Genomic DNA, 19573 nt, shown 5'->3' with positions numbered 1-19573 from the left:
CTGAAAAGGAAGAGGCCGGGTGAGCGATCACCCGGCCTCTCTCGTTTCCGCATGACGATCTGCCGATCAGTTGGTGCCCTGCAGGTTCACTTCCCAGAACAGGGTTTCGCCCGAACTATCGTCGACACCGTCATTGTCGGTGACGGCGAAAGCCTTACCTGATGCGTCAAAGGTGAAGCCTTCGAGCTTGTCGACGACATAGCCGTTGGTCGCAGCCTTCAGGTCGGGCAGGAAGTCGTGCACTTCCTGCTTGGTAACAACAGGCAGTTCTGCACCGATCTTGGCGGGCTTCAGGTCGGCGATGTCAACTGAATAGAGCTTCTTCAGCTTGGCGTTGTCGCCCACCTGGTTGTCGCGCTCGACGATGTAGAGCTTGCCGTCACGGGCGGTGATCTCGGAGAGGCCGACCCAGCCTTCGCCCGCCTTTTCCAGCGGGTAATGCACAGCGCCCCATTCCTTGGACTTCGGATTGTAGGACAGGAGTTTGACGAGCCCCTTGTCGTCGTCCCCCCATTCGCGCTGCACGGCCATCCACAGCGTCATGTCGTCGCCTTCGCCGACGCTGGTGATGCCTTCCAGACCGAAGCGGGTCTGGCCAGCGAGCAGTTCCGTGGGGAAGCCGATCTCCGACTTGATCTCGCCCTTGTCGTCGACATTGTAGATGCCATGGCCGACGAGCTTGGCCGGATCACCTTCAGACGCGAGCCAGAAGCCGCCCTTGCCATCCAGCGTGATACCTTCGATGTCGAGCTTCTGGGCAGCCTGACCACCACGGGTGACCGGCAGGGCCTTGGTGATGACGGCCGGCTTCTGCGTCGCGTCGATCGTGAAGATCGTCGGCTGTGCCGAATAGAAGCTGTCATTAACGGCATAGAGCTGGCCGGCCTTCTCGGCGTCGCCGACGAGGCCGGACAGAGCACCCCAGCCGATCGGCGCGCCGTCGACGATCTCCGAGCGGAGCATCGGGTAGGCAGGCGCGCCTTCCGCCAGTTCATACAGCATCACATGCGAGCGCACGCCGCCGTCTTTCCCGAGGTCCATTTCGTTGGCGGTGGCGAGCAGATTGCGACCGGGGATGGCGACGGCCCCTTCCGGCGAGACGCCGGACGGCAGGAGCTGCACCAGTTCCGGCTCGGCACCGGTGTCCTTGTAGACGCCAACGATCGAGGCGCGCTCGGAGAGCACGAAGACGTACTTCTGGTCACCAAAGGTCGCTGCCTCCAGGCCCTCGAGTTCAACGCCCTTGGACTTGGCGCGCTTGTCGGGGAAATGGCCGATCTGGGCGGTGGCGAGCTCGAGCGACGGACCGGATTCGTAGAGTTCCTTGCCGCTCTTGTCGAAGATGGTGAAGCTGCGCGAACCGCCCTTCCAGTCGCCTTCGTTGGCGATCACGATCCGGTCGTCGTCCAGCCACTTCACCGCATCCGGCTCGCGAAGAACGCCTTCCTTGCTGCCGGTGAACTTCAAGGCACCGTCCGACTTCGTATCGATACCGGCGAGATCCACCTGACCGGCGGAGAAATGCGCCTTCACTTCGCCGGTCTTGCCGTCGACGATGGCGATGTGGTTGTTTTCCTGCAGCGTCACGGCGATTTCGCCGAGGCTGTTGATCGCAACGAATTCCGGCTCCGGATCTTCAGGGGCGATCTCGGAAAGGCCGGTCAGCGCGACGTGCTTGATTGAGCTGCAATCGACGACGCCGTCTTTCAGTGATGCGATGACGAGGTCACCGGCGGGCATCTGCGACAGGTCGCCGTCATTGACGTCTTCGTCGCGCTCGTTCTCGATGGCGACTGCGACGAAGCTCTTGTCCTTGGAGACGGCGACCGAATCCGGCTGGCCGCCGAGATCGCAGCTCGCTTCTATCGCCTTGGTGGCGATATCGACGACGACGAGCTTGCCGGACGGGTTCGCCTTGCTCTCGGAGGTGTTGATGCCGGCCAGAACCTTGGTGCCGGCAACGGCAACGGAGGTGGGTTCGCCGCCCATCATCAGCGCGCCGCCGGCCTTCGGCCCCTTGGCGTCGGTGATGTCGACGAAGCCGATCGCGCCGAGTGGGCTATCGGAATAAACGAGCGTCGTGCCGTCTTCGGTTGCCGTGACGATTTCCGCCGAGGTCGTCGACAGTTTGTCCTTGTCGGCCGGTAGATTGGTGGCGACTGGGAAGGCGGCGATGCGGTTGAAGACCTGCTCGGCTGCGGCCGGCATGGCGACCGATGCCAGAAGTGCTGCGGTCAAGGCCGCGCGTGTGAAGCCAAACGTCATTGGGGAAACCTCCTGTTGCCGAAGAATGGAACAGGAGGCTTTTGCGTCACCCGGATTACAGGCGCATGACAATCATCCAATTCAGCCCGGAGTTGTTTCTCGCCTTGCTTCCCGGAGCATGAGGAAGAGCGAAGCGCCGAGGATGAGCACCGCGCCGAGCCAGAGATAGCCGCTCGGGGCATAACCGAAGACCAGCCAGCCGGCAAAGACGTTGAGCGGCAGCTTCAGATCATCGAAAGGCTGGACGTAAGCGGCATCGGCGGCGTTGTAGGCGAGCGTCAGGAGATACTGGCCAATGGCCGTCAGCAGGCCGGCTGCGAGTAGCAGCCAGAGTGCTAGACCTTCCGGCACAGAAAAGCCTGAGGCAGCGGCCAGGCCTGCATTGATCGGCGTCAGCAGGACGAGCAGCCAGACCGTCACCGTTTCGGGCGCTTCGTAATGGGTCAGGTTCTTCATGATCAGGGAGGAGCCGCCCCACAGGAGCGCCGAGAGGATGGGCAGCAGAGCTGCTAGCGTGAACGTGTCCGACCAGGGCTGCAGGATGATCATCGCGCCGGTGAAGCCTGCGAGCGTCGCCAGCCAGCGGTCGCGACCGACGGTTTCCCCGAGGAAGAGACGCGCGCCGATGATTATGAAGAAGGGCGAGGTCATGACGAGCGCGATGGCCTGCCAGATCGGGACGGTTGCAAGCCCGGTCACCCAGGCCTGGACACCGAAGGCGGCGAGCAGGACGCGCAGGATGTGGCGGACAGGATAGGCCGTCCTCATGGCGCGCAGGCCGAGGCGAACAAGCAGAGGCAGCGAGAGGATCAGCGCAAAGCCATATTGCCAAAAGGCCGTGGAGGCGGGTGGGAAGTGTAGCGTCATGGCCAGCCACTGGGTCACGACGTTGAGGGCGGCAAAGGCGATGCCGGCGAGAACCATATAACCGGCGCCGATCACGGCGCGGGAACGCAGCAGCGTTGCGGAACTCTGATTCATGTCTCTTTTCCTTTTTCCAAAAGGACCAACACAAATCAGGACAGACGAGGACGACGAGGCCTTCCCCGGACGGGATTAAGCCACACGCAGCAGTGACGCCGACCGGAAATCCGGGTGACGCGTCGCTACCTGACCTCATTCTCTTTCATCCGGACTATGACCGTCGGCTCCGGATTTACACCGGATCTGCTGACCCTGCCCTCCTCCGTTACCGGCAAGAATGACAGGCGCTCGCGGGCTCGAGTTTCCCCTTACCGCCGGTGGGGAATTGCACCCCGCCCTGAGAACGAATTGCCGGAAGACCCGACATGACAGAGATAAGGCAGAGTTTGCTGCAGTGCAAGACAACAAAAAAGCCCGGCACGAGGCCGGGCTTCAGAGGCGTCAGCTGACCATCGCACCGTAGGGTGGCGACGGTCACGACAGATCAGCTGTTGACAGCGTCCTTCAGGCCCTTGCCGGCCGTGAACTTCGGAACGTTGCGAGCCGGGATGTCGACTTCAGCGCCGGTGGACGGGTTGCGGCCTTTGGAGGCTTCGCGACGGGCGACGGTGAAGGCGCCGAAGCCAGCGAGACGGATGTCGCCGCCGTTCTTCAGCTCGGCCTGGACCGTTTCAAAAACGGCATCAACGGCAGAGGCGGCGTCAGCCTTGGTCAGGCCAGCCTTCTCGGCGACCGCGGATACGAGTTCGTTCTTGTTCATGTTTCCACCCTTTCTGATTGGTATGAAACGACTCAAATGATTAAGTCGGGCGGAGAATACGAATGCTTCTGCCCTTCGCAACTCAAAAGCACCCGAAAGCCCCGGAAAACAAGCCGTTTAAGCGTGTTTTCACAAAAAAGGCTGGCATATTTGCCAGCCTTTTTTTCTGATTTGGAGCTTTATGGCTCAACCATGGCAAAATCGCATCAATGTGCGATGGTTGCCCCGGTCTCGTCGGTGCTTTCAACCGTCCCGATTGCCGGGGTCTCGACGGTACCGTCCCACTCGATCGGCTCCGGCACACGGATCAGGGCGTGTCTGATGACCTCGCCCATCCGCGACACCGGTACGATCTCCATGTTGTTCTTCACGTTGTCCGGAATGTCGGCCAGGTCCTTGGCGTTTTCTTCCGGAATGAGCACCTTCTTGATGCCGCCACGGAGAGCCGCGAGGAGCTTTTCCTTCAGGCCACCGATGGGGAGAACACGGCCGCGCAGCGTCACCTCACCGGTCATGGCGATGTCCTTCGACACCGGGATGCCGGTCATGATGGAGACGATGGCAGTCGCCATGGCGATACCGGCAGACGGGCCGTCCTTCGGGGTCGCGCCTTCCGGAACGTGCACGTGAATGTCCGACTTGTCGAAACGCGGCGGCTCGACGCCGAAATCGACGGCGCGCGAGCGGACATAGGACGCCGCTGCCGAAATCGATTCCTTCATCACTTCCTTCAGGTTGCCCGTCACCGTCATGCGGCCCTTGCCGGGCATCATGACGCCTTCGATCGTCAGCAATTCGCCGCCGACCTCGGTCCAGGCGAGACCCGTGACAACGCCTACCTGGTCCTCACCCTCGGCTTCGCCGTGGCGGAAGCGCGGGATGCCCAGATATTCGTTGATGTTCTCGGCCGTAACCGCCACCGACTTGACCTTGCCCTTGATGATCTCGGTCACCGCCTTGCGGGCGAGCTTCATCAATTCGCGCTCGAAGGAGCGAACGCCGGCTTCGCGGGTATACTGCTGAATGATCGCCAGGATCGCGCCGTCCGTCACGGAGAACTCTTCCGGACGCAGGGCATGTTCCTTGATCGCCTTCGGCAGCAGGTGACGCTTGGCGATTTCGAGCTTCTCATCCTCGGTGTAACCGGCGATGCGGATGATCTCCATGCGGTCCATCAGCGGACCGGGGATGTTCAGCGTGTTGGCGGTCGTCACGAACATGACGTTCGACAGGTCATATTCCACTTCGAGATAGTGGTCCATGAAGGTCGAGTTCTGTTCCGGGTCCAAGACCTCGAGCAGGGCCGAAGACGGGTCGCCGCGGAAATCCATGCCCATCTTGTCGATCTCGTCCAGCAGGAAGAGCGGGTTGGACTTCTTGGCCTTCTTCATCGACTGGACGATCTTGCCGGGCATCGAGCCGATATAGGTGCGGCGGTGACCGCGAATTTCGGCTTCGTCACGGACGCCCCCGAGGGCCATGCGTACGTATTCACGGCCGGTCGCCTTGGCGATCGACTTGGCGAGCGAGGTCTTACCGACGCCCGGAGGGCCGACGAGGCAGAGGATCGGGCCTTTGATCTTCGTTGCACGGGCCTGAACGGCCAGATACTCGACGATGCGCTCCTTGACCTTGTCGAGGCCGAAGTGGTCCTCGTCGAGGATTTTCTCGGCAGCGTTCAGGTCGATCTTGACCTTGGACTTCTTGTTCCAGGGCAGGCCCAGCAGCCAGTCGAGATAATTGCGCACGACGGTGGCTTCCGCCGACATCGGGCTCATATGGCGCAGCTTCTTCAGCTCTGCATCGGCCTTTTCCTTGGCTTCCTTGGAAAGCTTGGTCTTGGCGATGCGCTCTTCCAGCTCGGCCATCTCGTCACGGCCATCTTCGCCGTCACCGAGCTCCTTCTGGATCGCCTTCATCTGTTCATTGAGGTAGTATTCGCGCTGGGTCTTCTCCATCTGGCGCTTGACGCGCGAGCGGATGCGCTTTTCGACCTGCAGGACTGAAATCTCGCCTTCCATGAAGCCGAGCGCCTTTTCAAGGCGCGTCTTCACGCTCACCGTCTCCAGCATTTCCTGCTTCTCGGTGATCTTGATAGAAAGGTGCGAGGCAACCGTGTCGGCCAGCTTCGAGTAGTCCTCGATCTGGCTTGCGGCGCCGACGACCTCGGGAGAGATCTTCTTGTTCAGCTTGACGTAGTTTTCGAACTCCGAAACCACCGAGCGCGACAGGGCCTCGATCTCGACGGCATCTTCGTCGGGTTCTGCAAGGATGCGAGCCTTGGCTTCATAGTAATCTTCGCGGCCGGTGTAGCTATCGATCCGTGCACGGGCGCGGCCTTCTATGAGGACCTTCACGGTGCCGTCGGGCAGCTTCAGGAGCTGCAGGACGTTGGCAACGGTGCCGACTTCATAGATGGCCGTCGCGGCCGGATCATCGTCGCTCGCATTGATCTGCGTGGCCAGCATGATCTGCTTGTCGGAACCCATTACCTCTTCCAGAGCGCGAATGGATTTCTCACGGCCCACAAACAAGGGGACGATCATGTGCGGGAACACAACGATGTCGCGCAGCGGAAGCACCGGATAGGTGTTCGCCTCGTTTGTCGATGACGTATTCGTCATTTCAATTCCTTTCAAACATCCCGGGGAACCGGGACCTGATGACCGACCCAAAGGCATCGGTCATGTTCTTGCTCCTCCAACAAGTGGAGTCGCGAAACCGTCAATTCAAGCCTGCCTGGCTGGTCCGTCGCAAATCTGTGACGGGAACATGACGCTTTCCCTCGACCCGCATCCTAGAACGCGGACCTGAAGCGAGGCGTGTGTGGCTGCGACCGGCAAAGCGGTCACTACAGCCATCGCATGAAGGGACGAACGATACGCAGATACCGATACGCAACAGAATCCAGGCGGCATGTCACCCGATCTGTTCTACTCCAACCGTCAACAGAGACAACAGCAGACACGGTAAAATCAGAAAAGATCACCCTAAAACGAAAGAGCCCGCCAAGGGCGGGCTCCAACTGCATTTGTGACTCGTGGGTGAAATCACGCCGAAGCGTTGGCTTTTTCTTCCTGGCGATCCGCATAGATGTACAGCGGACGGGAATTGCCGTTGACGACGTCGTCGGAAATGACGACTTCGCGCACGCCATCGAGTTCCGGCAGTTCGAACATCGTGTCGAGCAGGATCTTTTCCATGATCGAGCGAAGTCCGCGGGCACCGGTCTTGCGGGTGATCGCCTTACGGGCAATCTCGCGCAGTGCGTCCTCGTGGAAGGTCAGTTCGACGTCTTCCATTTCGAACAGGCGCTGGTACTGCTTGACGAGCGCGTTCTTCGGCTCCGACAGGATCTGGATCAGCGCATCCTCGTCCAGGTCTTCGAGCGTTGCCAGAACCGGCAGACGACCGATGAATTCCGGGATAAGGCCGAACTTGACCAGATCTTCCGGCTCCAGTTCGCGCAGCACTTCGCCAACGCGACGATCATCTTCCGCCTTCACCGTTGCGCCAAAACCGATCGAGGTCTTCTCGCCACGGGCAGAAATGATCTTGTCGAGGCCGGCAAAGGCACCGCCGCAGATGAACAGGATGTTCGTCGTGTCGACCTGCAGGAATTCCTGCTGCGGATGCTTGCGGCCACCCTGCGGCGGAACGGAAGCAACCGTGCCTTCCATGATCTTCAGAAGCGCCTGCTGGACGCCCTCCCCCGACACGTCGCGGGTGATCGAAGGATTGTCCGACTTGCGGGAGATCTTGTCGACTTCGTCGATATAGACGATGCCGCGCTGGGCGCGCTCGACATTGTAATCCGCAGACTGAAGCAGCTTCAGGATGATGTTTTCGACGTCTTCACCGACATAACCGGCTTCGGTCAGGGTCGTGGCGTCCGCCATGGTGAAGGGCACGTCGATGATCCGGGCGAGCGTCTGGGCAAGATAGGTCTTACCGCAGCCGGTCGGGCCGACAAGCATGATGTTCGACTTCGCCAGTTCCACGTCGCCGCCCTTCGAGGCATGCGACAGGCGCTTGTAGTGGTTGTGCACGGCCACCGACAGGATCTTCTTCGCCTGCTTCTGGCCGATCACGTATTCGTCGAGGATCTTGATGATGTCCTGCGGCGTGGGGACGCCATCACGGGACTTGACCATCGAAGACTTGTTCTCTTCGCGGATGATATCCATGCAGAGTTCGACGCATTCATCGCAGATGAACACAGTCGGTCCGGCAATCAGCTTGCGGACCTCGTGCTGGCTCTTGCCGCAGAAGGAACAATAAAGGGTATTCTTGGAGTCACCGCCGTTGCTTCCGCTGACCTTGCTCATGTCTTTATCCTTCCAGCACGCCGCGCCACCGCAGTCACGGCAGGGCGGTCACTCACACTGTCCAGTTCCCACCGCCGCCTTTGGTGAAAACCTCTTCCGATCTGGAGCTACTAGCCGATCAGCACAACACGGATCGGCGGCAACGAAAACTCCCAGTCTCGGCAGACTATGTCACAAACGTTCAACATAGCCTTAATCCATACTATTAGCGCTTTCGCGGCGACTTTAAACCCCCGGCGCCTTCACTTCCTGCGGCGCCCGCAAAGGCGCCGCCCGGCCGGATGCCGTCAAGCCGACGGAGCCGCGCCCTCAATTTCGGCGCGAGACGTCAGAATACGGTCGATCAGACCCCAGTCCTTAGCTTCGCTCGATTCCATGAAGTGGTCGCGATCAAGCGTGGTCTCGACTTCCTCATAGGTGCGGCCGGTGTGCTTGACATAGACCTCGTTCAAGCGACGCTTCATCTTAATAATGTCACGAGCATGGCGCTCGATGTCAGACGCCTGGCCCTGGAAGCCGCCGGATGGCTGGTGGACCATAATCCGTGCGTTCGGGGTGGCGAAACGCATCCCCTTCTCGCCGGCGGCAAGCAACAGCGAGCCCATGGAGGCTGCCTGGCCGATGCACAGCGTCGACACGGCCGGACGAATGAACTGCATCGTGTCGTAGATTGCCATGCCGGAGGTCACGACGCCGCCCGGCGAATTGATGTAGAGGGCGATTTCCTTCTTCGGGTTCTCGGCTTCCAGGAAAAGAAGCTGAGCGCAGACCAGCGAGGCCATGGTATCCTCGACCGGACCCGTCAGGAAGATGATCCGCTCCTTCAGCAGGCGGGAGAAGATATCGTAGGAGCGCTCGCCGCGATTGGTCTGCTCCACGACCATCGGCACCAGAGCCAGGGCGGTATCAACGGGATTTCTCATATCGGTCCTTTTCCAGCCTCACCCCGGCACGTCAGCACCGGGAATCACGTAAAATCTGTCAACCCCTACATAGAGTGTCCGGACCCTGACATTCAAGACACGAGCAAGGGATATCCTTAATGCCTGCAAGCGACCTAACGGCCCTGCTCCGGCTGTTTTGCCCGACCCGCGAGGTTCTTGCTCCTGAGACTTGCCCACGACGCACAAGAAACCTCTAACATGGTGAAAATTCTCTTTTTCCTTGCAGCCAAGAACAGCTGCACTTGCTGCAATCCACAAGGTCACCGTAGGAAGTGCTTAACCCGGCTGCGCCATTGTGGAGCGCGTAGGCCCAGACTCCATTATTTGGGATATTGATCGTGATCGACGTGAAGACGGCGTTTCTGCTCTGGGTGATCCAGGCGGGCACGCTTGCGATTCTCCTTCTTGCCATTTGGCTGCATGGGCGGGATCAGCGGCATTTCCTTTGGTTCGGCATAGGTTTTGCCGCGCACGCTACGGGGCTCGGCCTCGTCGGCGCGCGTGGCAACATTCCCGATTTCGTGTCTATTCACGTGGCCAACATCACCTCGCTTTTCGCCTTCAGCGCATGGATCACTGCCATCTCGGCTCTGGATCGACGGCGCGCGCCGTTTGCCGCATGGCTGCCGCCCCTGATCTGGATTGTCGGAAATCTTCTGCCCCAGGTCCGCGAAACCTTTGCCCTGAGGGTATCGACCTATAACCTCGCTGCGGCCATCGGTTTCTTATCCCTGGCGGTGCTGATCACCAAGGCAAGCTTCAGTTCACGCCGCTACCGCATCATGCTGTCGGCGATTTGGGCCACTCAGGCGATGTCGAGCCTCACGTTCGGGATCTTTGTGATCTTCCGGCAACCCAAAGGGTTCCAGGACAACATCCTTGGACTATGGATGGGAACAGTCGCCCTGGTCGGCTTCATCACGGCAATCGTGATCCTCGCCAAGATGCTGATGGACCGCTCTGAGGAGCGCCTGCAGGCGCTCGTGCGAACGGATCCCTTGACGGGCGTCCTCAATCGCCGCGGCTTCTCCGAAGCCTATCAGCGCATTCATGACGAAGCCCCCTCGCCGGCTCTTGCGCTGCTGATCTTCGATCTGGACCACTTCAAGCAGGTGAACGACGAACATGGGCATCAGGCGGGCGATCAGGTGCTGCTGGAATTCTCCGCACTCTGCCGATCGCTCCTGCCGCAGCGGGCCGCCTTCGGGCGCACCGGCGGTGAAGAGTTTGCTGCCGTCCTGGCCATTTCCGAACCCCGCGATGCCGCTCTCTTTGCCGAGACGGTGAGGATGGCACTGGCCGAGAAGCCAATATCAACAGAGCTCAAGCCCCTCAGCATCACAACCAGCATCGGCATTGCCGTCAGCCCTCTTGCCGGTGCAAAGCTGGAGCAACTGATGTCGGACGCTGACAGCGCGCTCTATGTTTCGAAGAGCCAGGGCCGCAACCGGACGTCGGTGAAGGCCGGCGCGCGTATTGTCACTGTGCCAACGGCGCGTTTGGAGACGGGCGTCGCGGTTGATGAACAGGTTGACCGCCAGGTCGCGATCCTGAAAAGGATCGCCGCCGTCGCAACCTCACTGGACAGCTGACCTTCGCCAAGGCATTGGCGGAACAGTCACCATCGCATAAACAGGTTATCATGACCGAGCTTTCCTTCCTCACCATCGATCCAGCCAGCCGTCGCGTCTCTCTCGACGCCCGTGATCCCGCTTTCTACGGCGATCCGAACCGGGCCTACGCGGCTTTGCACGCAAGCTGTCCGACCTTCTATTGGGAGGAACAGAAGCAGTGGTTCTTCACCGGTTATGACCATGTGAACGCGCTTTTGCGCGACCGCCGCTTCGGCCGGCAGATCCTGCATATCGCAACGCGCGAAGAACTCGGGATGCCAGAGCCCGCAGCGCATACCAGCCACTTCGATAAGGCAGAGGAGCATTCGCTGCTCGAGATCGAGCCGCCGGAGCACACGCGGCTGCGGACACTGGTGAACCGTGCATTCGTGTCCCGACATGTCGAGAAGATGACGCCGGAGATCGAGGAACTGGCGAACCGATTGATCGACAGCTTCGAAAAGGATGGAAGGACGGAGCTTCTGTCGACATTCGCCGACATCATCCCGGTCACGATGATCGCCCGGATGATCGGCATTCCCGAGGAGATGGGGCCGCAGCTTCTGAAATGGAGCCACGACTATGTCGGCATGTACATGTTCAAACGGACACGCGCCGACGAAGAGGCGGCCGATCGCTCAGCCAAGGAGTTTGCCGACTACGTGCGTCAGGTGATCGCGGAGCGGCGGGCCGAGCCGCGCGATGATCTTCTGAGCCACATGATCCATACCGAGCACAAGGGCCAGTTCCTGACTGAGGACGAGTTGATCTCGACGACGATCGTGCTCCTCAATGCCGGCCACGAGGCGACCGTGCACCAGATCGGTAATTCGGTTCGGGTCATCCTCGATAGCGGGATCGATCCGGCGACGCTGTTTGCTGACGAGAAGACCACCGAACGGACGGTCGAGGAGACGCTCCGCATCTGCGCGCCCGTGCATATCTTCCAGCGCTGGTGCCTGGAGCCCTGCGAGATCGACGGCGTGTCCTTCCAGCGCGGGGACAAGGTAAGCCTCATTCTGGCAGCCGCCAATCTTGATCCGCAGAAATTCCCGGATGCGCTGACTTTCAAGCCGGAGCGCGACGAAGGGGCGAACCTCTCCTTCGGTGCCGGCATCCATTTCTGCATCGGGGCGCCGCTGGCAAGGCTCGAACTCAACATTGTTCTGCCGCTCTTGTTCAAGCGTCTGCCGGGGCTAAAGATCGCCGAAACGCCCAAGGTCAAGGATGTCTACCATTTCCATGGGCTGGAACGGCTCGACCTCAGCTGGTGAGGTCGGACGCCTCGCTGTAACGGGCCATCAGGATTCCAACGGCACGATGCATGGCGGCGCGCAATTCCGGCGGGTCGATGATCTCGACCTCCGTTCCAAGCTTCAGCATCTCGGAGACGGCCATGCGTTCCTGCGCCACCGGCAGGCGGACAGTGTGCCAGCCCTGTTCGTCAGGTTCCCCCAGAAGCTCAAGATTGGAGCGAACGTAAGGAGGAGACATGTGCTCTACCTCCCTCAGCCCCCAGCCGGATAGCCGGACAATTGCCGAATTGGGGTAGAGTTCGCGTTCGAGCCGTCGGGTGTTTTCGTCCCAGTAGGCTGCGAGGTCGAAAGTTTTCGGCCAGTCGAAGTGTTCATCGGTGACGATCAGATCGAGGACACGCGAAATGCGGTAGGTGCGCGGTGTGTCGTCAACGCGGGCGACGAGATACCAGGCGCCGCCCTTCATGACGATCCCGAGCGGTTCTGCCACCCTGTTCTTCTCCGCCTTCCACGAACGGTAGCGCATGCGGATCCGCTTGGAGTTCCAGACGGCATCGGCAATGGCCTGAAGGTAGACCGGCTGTTCGCCCTCAGCGAGCCAGGTCGGTGCATCAAGGTGGAACTTCGATTGCGTGCGCCTCGCACTCTCTCTCAGATCCTCGGGCAAGGCCGCCGTCAATTTCTTCTGAGCGCCGGCCATCAGCGATCCGAGACCGAGATCGGCTGCGGCGCCGGGAATAGCGGAGAGGAACATCGCCTCAGCTTCGGCAGGCGACAGCCCATTGAGGCGGACACGGTAACCGTCGAGAAGCTTGTAACCGCCATCCGAACCGCGCTCGCTGTAGACCGGGATGCCGGAGAGCGAGAGGGCGTCGATGTCTCGATAAATGGTGCGGACCGAAACTTCGTTCTCGGCAGCGAGCGCTTCCGCCTTCACCAGGCCCTTCGCCTGCAGGGTCGTCAGGATGTTGATCAGCCGGCTTGCGCGCATAAGAAAATCCTCGTCTGGTCGAGCACCCTAAACCAACCTGACACAGACTGACAGGTACGGTCGCATAGTCTCGCTTCATCGCCACATGGCGGCATCATTTCGAAAGGGAGACTTCAATGCGCAATGACTACCAGATCACCCTCTTCTATTCGCCACAGACCAGAGCCACAGGCGCGCGCGTCTTGCTTGAGGAACTGGGCATCCCCTATACGCTGCATGTGCTCAACATGAAGGCCGGCGAACAGCGACAGCCGGCCTATCTTGCGATCAATCCACTCGGCAAGGTGCCGGCGGTCGAGGTTGAGAGCACGCTCGTCACCGAACAGGGCGCGATCTATCTTTATCTTGCCGATCTTTTCCCCGAAGCGGGTCTTGCTCCTGCACTGACAGATGCAGACCGCGGCGCCTATGTCCGCTGGCTGTTCATCTATGGTAGCTGTTTCGAACCCGCGGTCGTCGATCGATACATGAAGCGGGAGCCGGCTTCTTTCAACGAGACCCCCTATGCCAGTTATGACCTGCTGATCGACATGCTGGAGGACGCCTTGAAGAAGGGCCCATACCTTCTCGGCGACCGCTTCACCGCAGCGGACCTCCTGTGGGGAATCGCACTGCACTGGACCACAATGTTCGGTCTCGTTGAGTCCCGCCCCGCCTTCCAGGCCTACATGGAGCGGATCAACAGCCGGGCGAGCATCCAGAAGGTCTCGACAGAGGACATCACCTTGGCGGCCGAGCACGAGGCGGCAGCGGCCCGGATGAAGGCTGCGAGCTAGAGCCGGATCACATAGTCCTTGCGAGTCGTTTCAAGCACTTCCCAGGTTCCCTTGAAGCCGGGCCTGAGGATCAGGCGGTCGCCGGCCCGGAGGTGGATCGGCGCTCCGCCCTCTTCGGTGACAACCGAATGGCCTTCGAGAATATGGAAATACTCCCATTCATCGTAGAGAATCCGCCACTTGCCGGGCGTCGACTGCCAGATCCCGGCATAAACGCCGCCCTCCGCCTCCTCGATGTTCCAGGTGGTGAAGCGGGGGTCGCCGGAGATCAAACGGTCGGGCGCGGGTGCGCCCTCTTCCGGGGTGACGGTCGTCGGGTCGAAAGGCAAGGAATGGTTCATCACGGCTTCCCTGAAAAAAGGAGGCGGCGCAGATCGCGCCGCCATCAGATGCGGCGTCAGGCCTTGGCGAGCGACTGCTCGAGATCGGCGATGATGTCTTCCGGATCCTCGATCCCGATCGACAGGCGCACGACATCGGGACCTGCACCGGCAGCAATCTGTTGCTCCTCGGAAAGCTGGGCATGGGTGGTCGAGGCCGGATGAATGATCAGCGAGCGCGTGTCGCCGATATTGGCCAGATGCGAGAAGAGCTGCAGCCCCCCGACCAGTGCCTTCCCGGCTTCCAAACCGCCCTTGATGCCGAAGGTGAAGACCGAGCCTGCGCCCTTGGGCGAATAGCGCTTCTGCAGGGCATTGTTGGGATCGTCGGCAAGACCCGCATAATTGACCCAGGCGATTTTCGGGTGGTTCTTTAGCCAGGTCGCCACCTTCAGCGCATTGTCGCAGTGGCGCTGCATGCGCAGCGGCAGGGTCTCGATGCCGGTCAGGAGCAGGAAAGCGTTCATCGGCGCGATCGCCGGACCGAGGTCGCGCAGACCGAGCACGCGGCAGGCGATGGCAAAGGCAAAGTTGCCGAAGGTCTGGTGCAGGACGACACCGGAATATTCCGGGCGCGGCGTGGAAAGCATCGGATACTTGCCCTCCTTGGCCGACCAATCGAAGGTACCGCCGTCGACGATGACACCGCCCATGGAGTTGCCATGGCCGCCGAGAAACTTGGTGGCGGAATGGACGATGATGTCAGCGCCATGCTGTAGCGGGCGGATCAGGTAGGGGCTGGCCATCGTGTTGTCGACGATCAACGGCAGGCCGTGGCGATGGGCAACCTCGGCGATTGCCTCGATATCGACGAAGGTGCCGCCCGGATTGGCGAGGCTCTCGATGTAGACGGCCTTGGTGCGATCGTCGATCTGCCCTTCGAAGCTTGCGACGTCGGCGGGATCGGCCCAGCGAACGTGCCAGTCGAAATTCTTGAAGGCATGGCCGAACTGGTTGATCGAACCGCCATAGAGTTTCCTCGCCGCGACGAAATTGTCGCCCGGTTGCATCAGCGTGTGGAAGACGAGGAGCTGCGCGGCATGGCCGGAGGCAACGGCGAGCGCTGCAGTGCCCCCTTCGAGGGCTGCCACGCGCTCTTCGAGAACGGCCTGCGTCGGGTTCATGATGCGGGTATAGATATTGCCAAATTGCTTGAGGCCGAAGAGGGCTGCGGCATGGTCCGAATCGTTGAAGACGAAGGCGGTCGTCTGGTAGATCGGCGTGATGCGCGCGCCGGTCGTAGGATCAGGCTGGGCGCCGGCGTGAACGGCAAGCGTGGCAAAACCCGGATTCGTGTCCGACATGTTATGGATCCTCCCTTAAGCTGGACTGCTGCGGATCATAGTCAGTCGGGGGCGGTTGTCAGCCTGCAATATTCCAATCTCAACTGTCGGATGAGCATAAACGTCCTTGATCGAGGTCAATGCACGTAGCGCATGGCATGGCATTCTCCTCCTCATTGACGGAGAGATATCATGACCCTGAACATCGCAGACCCGGTACGCCACACCATGCAGCAGATCCTGTCCTGGTTCGCGCAGGGCTTTGAAGCATCGACCGAGACCGACGTTCTGGCCAATCTCGATCAGGCGCAGATCGAAGCGCTGGCGGAAGACTGCGGCCTCAGCCCGCACCAGTTGCTGGGGCTGGTCAAGGCCGGGCCGCATGCCGCCGACGAGATGCCGCAGGTGATGCGCGCCCTCAACATCGATCCAGACGAAGTCGACTACCAGATGCGGAAATTGTTTCGCGACATGCAAATCGCCTGCTCGAGCTGCCAGTCCAAAGATCAGTGTCGACACGACCTGGAAGCCGGCACAATCGGCAAGACTTTTGTCGACTATTGCAACAATGCCGAGAGCCTCAACAGTCTGCGCGCCAACCCGGATCTGTTGATGGAGCGCTAGTCGCTCAAAGCCCCAGACGCGGCATCTCGATTGCCGGGCAGCGGTTCATGACGACCTTAATACCGGCTGCCTCAGCCGGCTTCACGGCCTCGTCGTCACGCACCGTCAACTGACCCCAGATCACCTTGGGCCGTTCGGGCAAAGCCAGCGCTTCAGCAACCACCTCGCCGAGGTATTCGGGTGCCCGAAACACGTCAATCATGTCGATAGGCTCGGGAATATCGGCCATCGTCGCATAGACGGTCCGGCCGAGAATTTCCTTGCCGGCCTGACCGGGATTGACGGGGAAGACTCGGAAGCCTTTCGACATCAGGAAGCGCATGACGCCGAAACTCGGGCGATCGGCCTTGGGTGAGGCACCGAGGAGCGCGATGGTCTTGACGCTGCCAAGGATCTCCCTGAGGTAGTCGTTCGAATAATGGGTATGTTCCGCCATCCCGATCTCCTTTGCCGCGTGCTTCACATAGCAGAACTAGATGGGATATAGCACGTCGACAACAAGGCCAGCTGCGCGATGTGTGGTCAGGTGAAAAGCTTGTCGCTCAGACCGGAACCCGCTGACAGAGCCCAGCGTTGAACCGCATTCAAGGAGGACCATCATGCGTCTGAACCATATGATCATTCTGGTGGCGGCCATTGGCGCGGCATCGCCGGCCGCCGCCATTTCACGCTACAACTCACAAAGCCTGACCTGCGCCGAGGCCCGCCAGCGGGTGATCGACGAGGGCGCGGTCATTCTGCGCTACCCGTCGAAACGGGTCCCGGGCATGACGCTCTACGATCGCTACGTCACGCGCAACGCCCAGTGCGACGCCAACGAATATGCCGAACGTGCTTATGTTCCAACGCGCGACGAGCCACGTTGCCCGGTGCTCAGCTGCGAACCCGTCAGTCCCCTGCCGGATCAGTTCTTCAAACCGGTCATCCGCTTCTAAGCGTGGTCAGGCCGCGTGCGCCGGTCCGTGGGCATGGGTCAACTCGTATACCAGCGGGTATTCTGAGACGAGTGCGCGGTTCATCACGACCTTAATCCCCGCAGCCTCGGCCTTTGCTGCGGCCCCGTCGTTGCGGACGCCGAGCTGGCACCAGATGGCTTTCGGCATGGGTTTCATGGCCAGGACTTCATCGACGATCGCATCAAGATGATCCGACTGGCGGAAGACGTCGACCAGATCGATCGACTCTTTGATGTCGGCAAGTGAGGCATAAACGGGCTGGCCAAGGATCGTGGAACCCGCATGCAGCGGGTTCACCGGAAAGACGCGATAGCCCTTGCCAAGCAGAAAACCGGAGATCCAGTGGCTTGGTCGGTGATCATTGGTGGAGGCGCCGACCACCGCGACCGTGCGCGCACCTTTGAGGATCTCCGCGAGATAGCTGTTCAGATAGGTGTCGTGGTTCATGGACTTTCTCCTGCCCTTTCGGGCCGTTGAGTAAACCGTCCTGTATCCCCGATACTGTTATACGCCCTGCCCGTTAACAGCCATTTTGTTCGATCGCTCAAATGCCTAACATCAGTCCGGCAGGACCACATGACCGTGCTCGTCCAGCGGGAAGAACGGATTGTGGGCGATTTCCCAAAGGTGGCCATCAGGATCCGCGACGTAGCCGGAATAGCCTCCCCAAAAGACCTTTTCCGGCGCCTTGACCAGAGTCGCTCCGCAAGAGACGACGAATTTGACGACCGCATCCACACCGATTTCGCTCGGCACGTTGTAGGCAAGGGTGACGCCGGAGAAACCGGGCGACGTATTGTCAACGCGGGCATCCTGCGCCAGATGCGCCCGGGAAAACAGCCCGAGCACTATTCCCTTGAGCTGAATGAAGGTGACGTCGTCATTAGAGGCCGAGGATCTGCTCCAGCCGAGCCGCTCATAGAAATCGGTGCTGCGTGCGACATCTGCAACGCCCAGCGTGATCAAGGAAATGCGACGCTCCAGGGACATAAATTACCTCCATCTTGGGCGCCTGCCGATACGTTCGGTTTATGTTTTCATTATGTTCATGCAAATATTAGCATCATGAGTTGCGCTCATGTTTTGCCTGCAATCCCTCCCTTCGCAGTCAATGGATCGGATAGCCTGACCTTTTCGCGAAGGATGGATAAGTCGCTACAGGCACATTCTGTGGCGATTACGGCGACCGGCACCTGCAGGATATGCGGTAAAATAATACCTCATATCTAATCCCTTGATTCTGCTATATTTTCCGGCGCGCTGATCGGCCAACATCATCTTGACCAATCCGGCACCTCTGATTATACAGCGCACAAGGACGCGGCCCCTCGGGACCGCTTTCTTTTTTGTGTCGAACACGGCGCGAAACAAGCAACAAAAAACGCCTGCTGGCCCATATCAGGGTTTGCCAGGATCACACGGAAAGAGACCTCAATGTCTACCTTCGTTCAGAAGCCTGCAGAGGTGGAGAAGAAGTGGATCGTCATCGATGCCGAAGGGCTCGTTGTCGGCCGCCTCGCCACCATCATCGCCACGTATCTTCGCGGCAAGCACAAGGCCACCTACACCCCTCACGTTGACGATGGTGACAATGTCATCGTGATCAACGCCGAGAAGGTTGTCCTCACCGGCAAGAAGTATTCGGACAAGACCTACTACTGGCACACCGGTTATCCGGGTGGCATCAAGGAACGTACTGCCCGCCAGATCATCGAAGGCCGCTTCCCGGAGCGCGTTCTCGAGAAGGCTGTCGAGCGCATGATCCCGCGCGGCCCGCTCGGCCGTCGCCAGATGAAGAACCTGCGCGTCTATGCCGGCTCGAACCATCCGCATGAAGCTCAGCAGCCCGTCGTTCTCGACGTTGCCAAGCTGAACAGCAAGAACACAAGGAGCGCCTAAGTATGGCCGATCTTTCTTCCCTGAAGGACCTTGCCCCGGCACAGGACGCAGCTCCGGCTCACGTCCGCAAGGTCGACTCGCTGGGTCGCTCCTATGCCACCGGCAAGCGCAAGAACGCCGTTGCCCGCGTCTGGGTCAAGCCGGGCACCGGCAAGATCACGATCAACGGCCGCGAATTCCGCACCTACTTCGCCCGTCCGGTCCTGCAGATGATCCTGCAGCAGCCGATCGTCGCAGCTGCCCGTGATGGCCAGTTCGACATCGTCGCGACCGTTCACGGCGGCGGCCTTTCCGGCCAGGCCGGTGCTGTTCGTCACGGTCTCTCGAAGGCCCTCACCTACTTCGAACCGGGCCTGCGCTCGGTCCTGAAGAAGGGTGGCTTCCTGACCCGCGACAGCCGCGTTGTCGAGCGTAAGAAGTACGGCAAGGCCAAGGCCCGCCGTTCGTTCCAGTTCTCCAAGCGTTAATCGCTGGACAACCGGAAACGGAATCAAGGCGGGGCTTCGGCTCCGCCTTTTTTTGTCTCTTGAGACCGACGCCACCGCTTGACCGCGGAGAAGCGTCCGATAATTTG

At 60.2% G+C, this 19573-nt stretch carries 19 protein-coding genes and 1 riboswitch; of the genes, 7 read left to right on the top strand and 12 right to left on the bottom strand.

The features are described from left to right. Positions 1-66: 66 nt before the first annotated feature. From FJQ55_RS07600 to FJQ55_RS07575, 6 genes are all read right to left on the bottom strand, one after another. Positions 67-2265: an esterase-like activity of phytase family protein gene (locus FJQ55_RS07600; RefSeq protein WP_140827022.1), complete on the bottom strand. Its 2199-nt coding sequence runs from the start codon at positions 2263-2265 to the stop codon at positions 67-69. An 81-nt stretch (positions 2266-2346) separates the two neighbouring features. Next, on the bottom strand, positions 2347-3246 hold the full coding sequence (locus tag FJQ55_RS07595) for a DMT family transporter (RefSeq protein ID WP_140827021.1): 900 nt from the start codon (positions 3244-3246) through the stop codon (positions 2347-2349). A gap of 133 nt (positions 3247-3379) precedes the next feature. Beyond that, a riboswitch (FMN riboswitch) is annotated at positions 3380-3538 on the bottom strand. A 135-nt stretch (positions 3539-3673) separates the two neighbouring features. After that, a complete protein-coding gene (hupB, locus tag FJQ55_RS07590) occupies positions 3674-3949 on the bottom strand; it encodes a DNA-binding protein HupB (protein ID WP_006727558.1) in 276 nt (91 codons plus the stop codon). A gap of 206 nt (positions 3950-4155) precedes the next feature. After that, positions 4156-6573, bottom strand: coding sequence for an endopeptidase La (gene lon, locus FJQ55_RS07585; protein ID WP_140827020.1), 2418 nt, complete (start codon positions 6571-6573; stop codon positions 4156-4158). A 426-nt stretch (positions 6574-6999) separates the two neighbouring features. Continuing rightward, positions 7000-8277: an ATP-dependent Clp protease ATP-binding subunit ClpX gene (clpX, locus tag FJQ55_RS07580; RefSeq protein ID WP_062274658.1), complete on the bottom strand. Its 1278-nt coding sequence runs from the start codon at positions 8275-8277 to the stop codon at positions 7000-7002. Between the two features lie 287 nt (positions 8278-8564). Next, entirely contained in the window at positions 8565-9200 is a 636-nt protein-coding gene (locus FJQ55_RS07575) for an ATP-dependent Clp protease proteolytic subunit (RefSeq protein ID WP_113378159.1), read from the bottom strand. 359 nt (positions 9201-9559) lie between these two features. On the opposite strand from FJQ55_RS07575, the gene FJQ55_RS07570 reads away from it, so the two are divergent. Then, on the top strand, positions 9560-10813 hold the full coding sequence (locus FJQ55_RS07570; RefSeq protein WP_140827019.1) for a GGDEF domain-containing protein: 1254 nt from the start codon (positions 9560-9562) through the stop codon (positions 10811-10813). A gap of 50 nt (positions 10814-10863) precedes the next feature. Continuing rightward, positions 10864-12108, top strand: coding sequence for a cytochrome P450 (locus FJQ55_RS07565; RefSeq protein ID WP_140827018.1), 1245 nt, complete (start codon positions 10864-10866; stop codon positions 12106-12108). On the opposite strand, the gene FJQ55_RS07560 is transcribed toward FJQ55_RS07565, so the two are convergent. Continuing rightward, positions 12098-13081, bottom strand: a complete 984-nt coding sequence (locus tag FJQ55_RS07560; protein WP_140827017.1) for a helix-turn-helix transcriptional regulator — start codon at positions 13079-13081, stop codon at positions 12098-12100. The genes FJQ55_RS07565 and FJQ55_RS07560 overlap by 11 nt on opposite strands. A gap of 116 nt (positions 13082-13197) precedes the next feature. Between FJQ55_RS07560 and FJQ55_RS07555 the strand changes: the two genes are divergently transcribed. Further along, positions 13198-13857 carry a glutathione S-transferase family protein gene (locus tag FJQ55_RS07555; protein WP_140827016.1) on the top strand — a complete coding sequence of 220 codons (660 nt, stop codon included), beginning with the start codon at positions 13198-13200 and terminating at the stop codon, positions 13855-13857. Here FJQ55_RS07555 and FJQ55_RS07550 read toward each other — a convergent pair. Continuing rightward, positions 13854-14198, bottom strand: a complete 345-nt coding sequence (locus FJQ55_RS07550; protein WP_140827015.1) for a cupin domain-containing protein — start codon at positions 14196-14198, stop codon at positions 13854-13856. The genes FJQ55_RS07555 and FJQ55_RS07550 overlap by 4 nt on opposite strands. 56 nt (positions 14199-14254) lie before the next feature. Further along, on the bottom strand, positions 14255-15541 hold the full coding sequence (locus tag FJQ55_RS07545; RefSeq protein ID WP_140827014.1) for an O-acetylhomoserine aminocarboxypropyltransferase: 1287 nt from the start codon (positions 15539-15541) through the stop codon (positions 14255-14257). 171 nt (positions 15542-15712) lie between these two features. On the opposite strand from FJQ55_RS07545, the gene FJQ55_RS07540 reads away from it, so the two are divergent. Then, positions 15713-16144, top strand: a complete 432-nt coding sequence (locus FJQ55_RS07540; RefSeq protein ID WP_140827013.1) for a DUF6455 family protein — start codon at positions 15713-15715, stop codon at positions 16142-16144. A gap of 4 nt (positions 16145-16148) precedes the next feature. On the opposite strand, the gene FJQ55_RS07535 is transcribed toward FJQ55_RS07540, so the two are convergent. Further along, positions 16149-16580 carry a CoA-binding protein gene (locus tag FJQ55_RS07535; RefSeq protein WP_140827012.1) on the bottom strand — a complete coding sequence of 144 codons (432 nt, stop codon included), beginning with the start codon at positions 16578-16580 and terminating at the stop codon, positions 16149-16151. A 163-nt stretch (positions 16581-16743) separates the two neighbouring features. On the opposite strand from FJQ55_RS07535, the gene FJQ55_RS07530 reads away from it, so the two are divergent. Beyond that, a complete protein-coding gene (locus tag FJQ55_RS07530) occupies positions 16744-17079 on the top strand; it encodes a hypothetical protein (protein WP_140827011.1) in 336 nt (111 codons plus the stop codon). Positions 17080-17085: 6 nt separating this feature from the next. Here the strand turns inward: FJQ55_RS07530 and FJQ55_RS07525 are convergent, their stop codons facing one another. Next, the gene (locus FJQ55_RS07525; protein ID WP_140827010.1) at positions 17086-17547 is read right to left on the bottom strand and encodes a CoA-binding protein; all 462 of its coding nucleotides are present in this window, start codon (positions 17545-17547) and stop codon (positions 17086-17088) included. Positions 17548-17658: 111 nt separating this feature from the next. Next, on the bottom strand, positions 17659-18090 hold the full coding sequence (locus FJQ55_RS07520; RefSeq protein ID WP_140827009.1) for a VOC family protein: 432 nt from the start codon (positions 18088-18090) through the stop codon (positions 17659-17661). Positions 18091-18534: 444 nt separating this feature from the next. On the opposite strand from FJQ55_RS07520, the gene rplM reads away from it, so the two are divergent. Both rplM and rpsI read left to right on the top strand, forming a co-directional pair. Continuing rightward, positions 18535-18999 (top strand): 50S ribosomal protein L13, encoded by a 465-nt coding sequence (gene rplM / locus FJQ55_RS07515; RefSeq protein ID WP_062274693.1) that lies wholly within the window; start codon positions 18535-18537, stop codon positions 18997-18999. 2 nt (positions 19000-19001) lie between these two features. Continuing rightward, on the top strand, positions 19002-19466 hold the full coding sequence (gene rpsI, locus FJQ55_RS07510; RefSeq protein ID WP_113378149.1) for a 30S ribosomal protein S9: 465 nt from the start codon (positions 19002-19004) through the stop codon (positions 19464-19466). Positions 19467-19573 lie beyond the last annotated feature (107 nt).

Source organism: Rhizobium glycinendophyticum, assembly GCF_006443685.1.
Taxonomy (GTDB): domain Bacteria; phylum Pseudomonadota; class Alphaproteobacteria; order Rhizobiales; family Rhizobiaceae; genus Allorhizobium; species Allorhizobium glycinendophyticum.
Note: the sequence above shows the minus strand (reverse complement) of the source record. Positions and strands in the feature narration are given on the sequence as shown.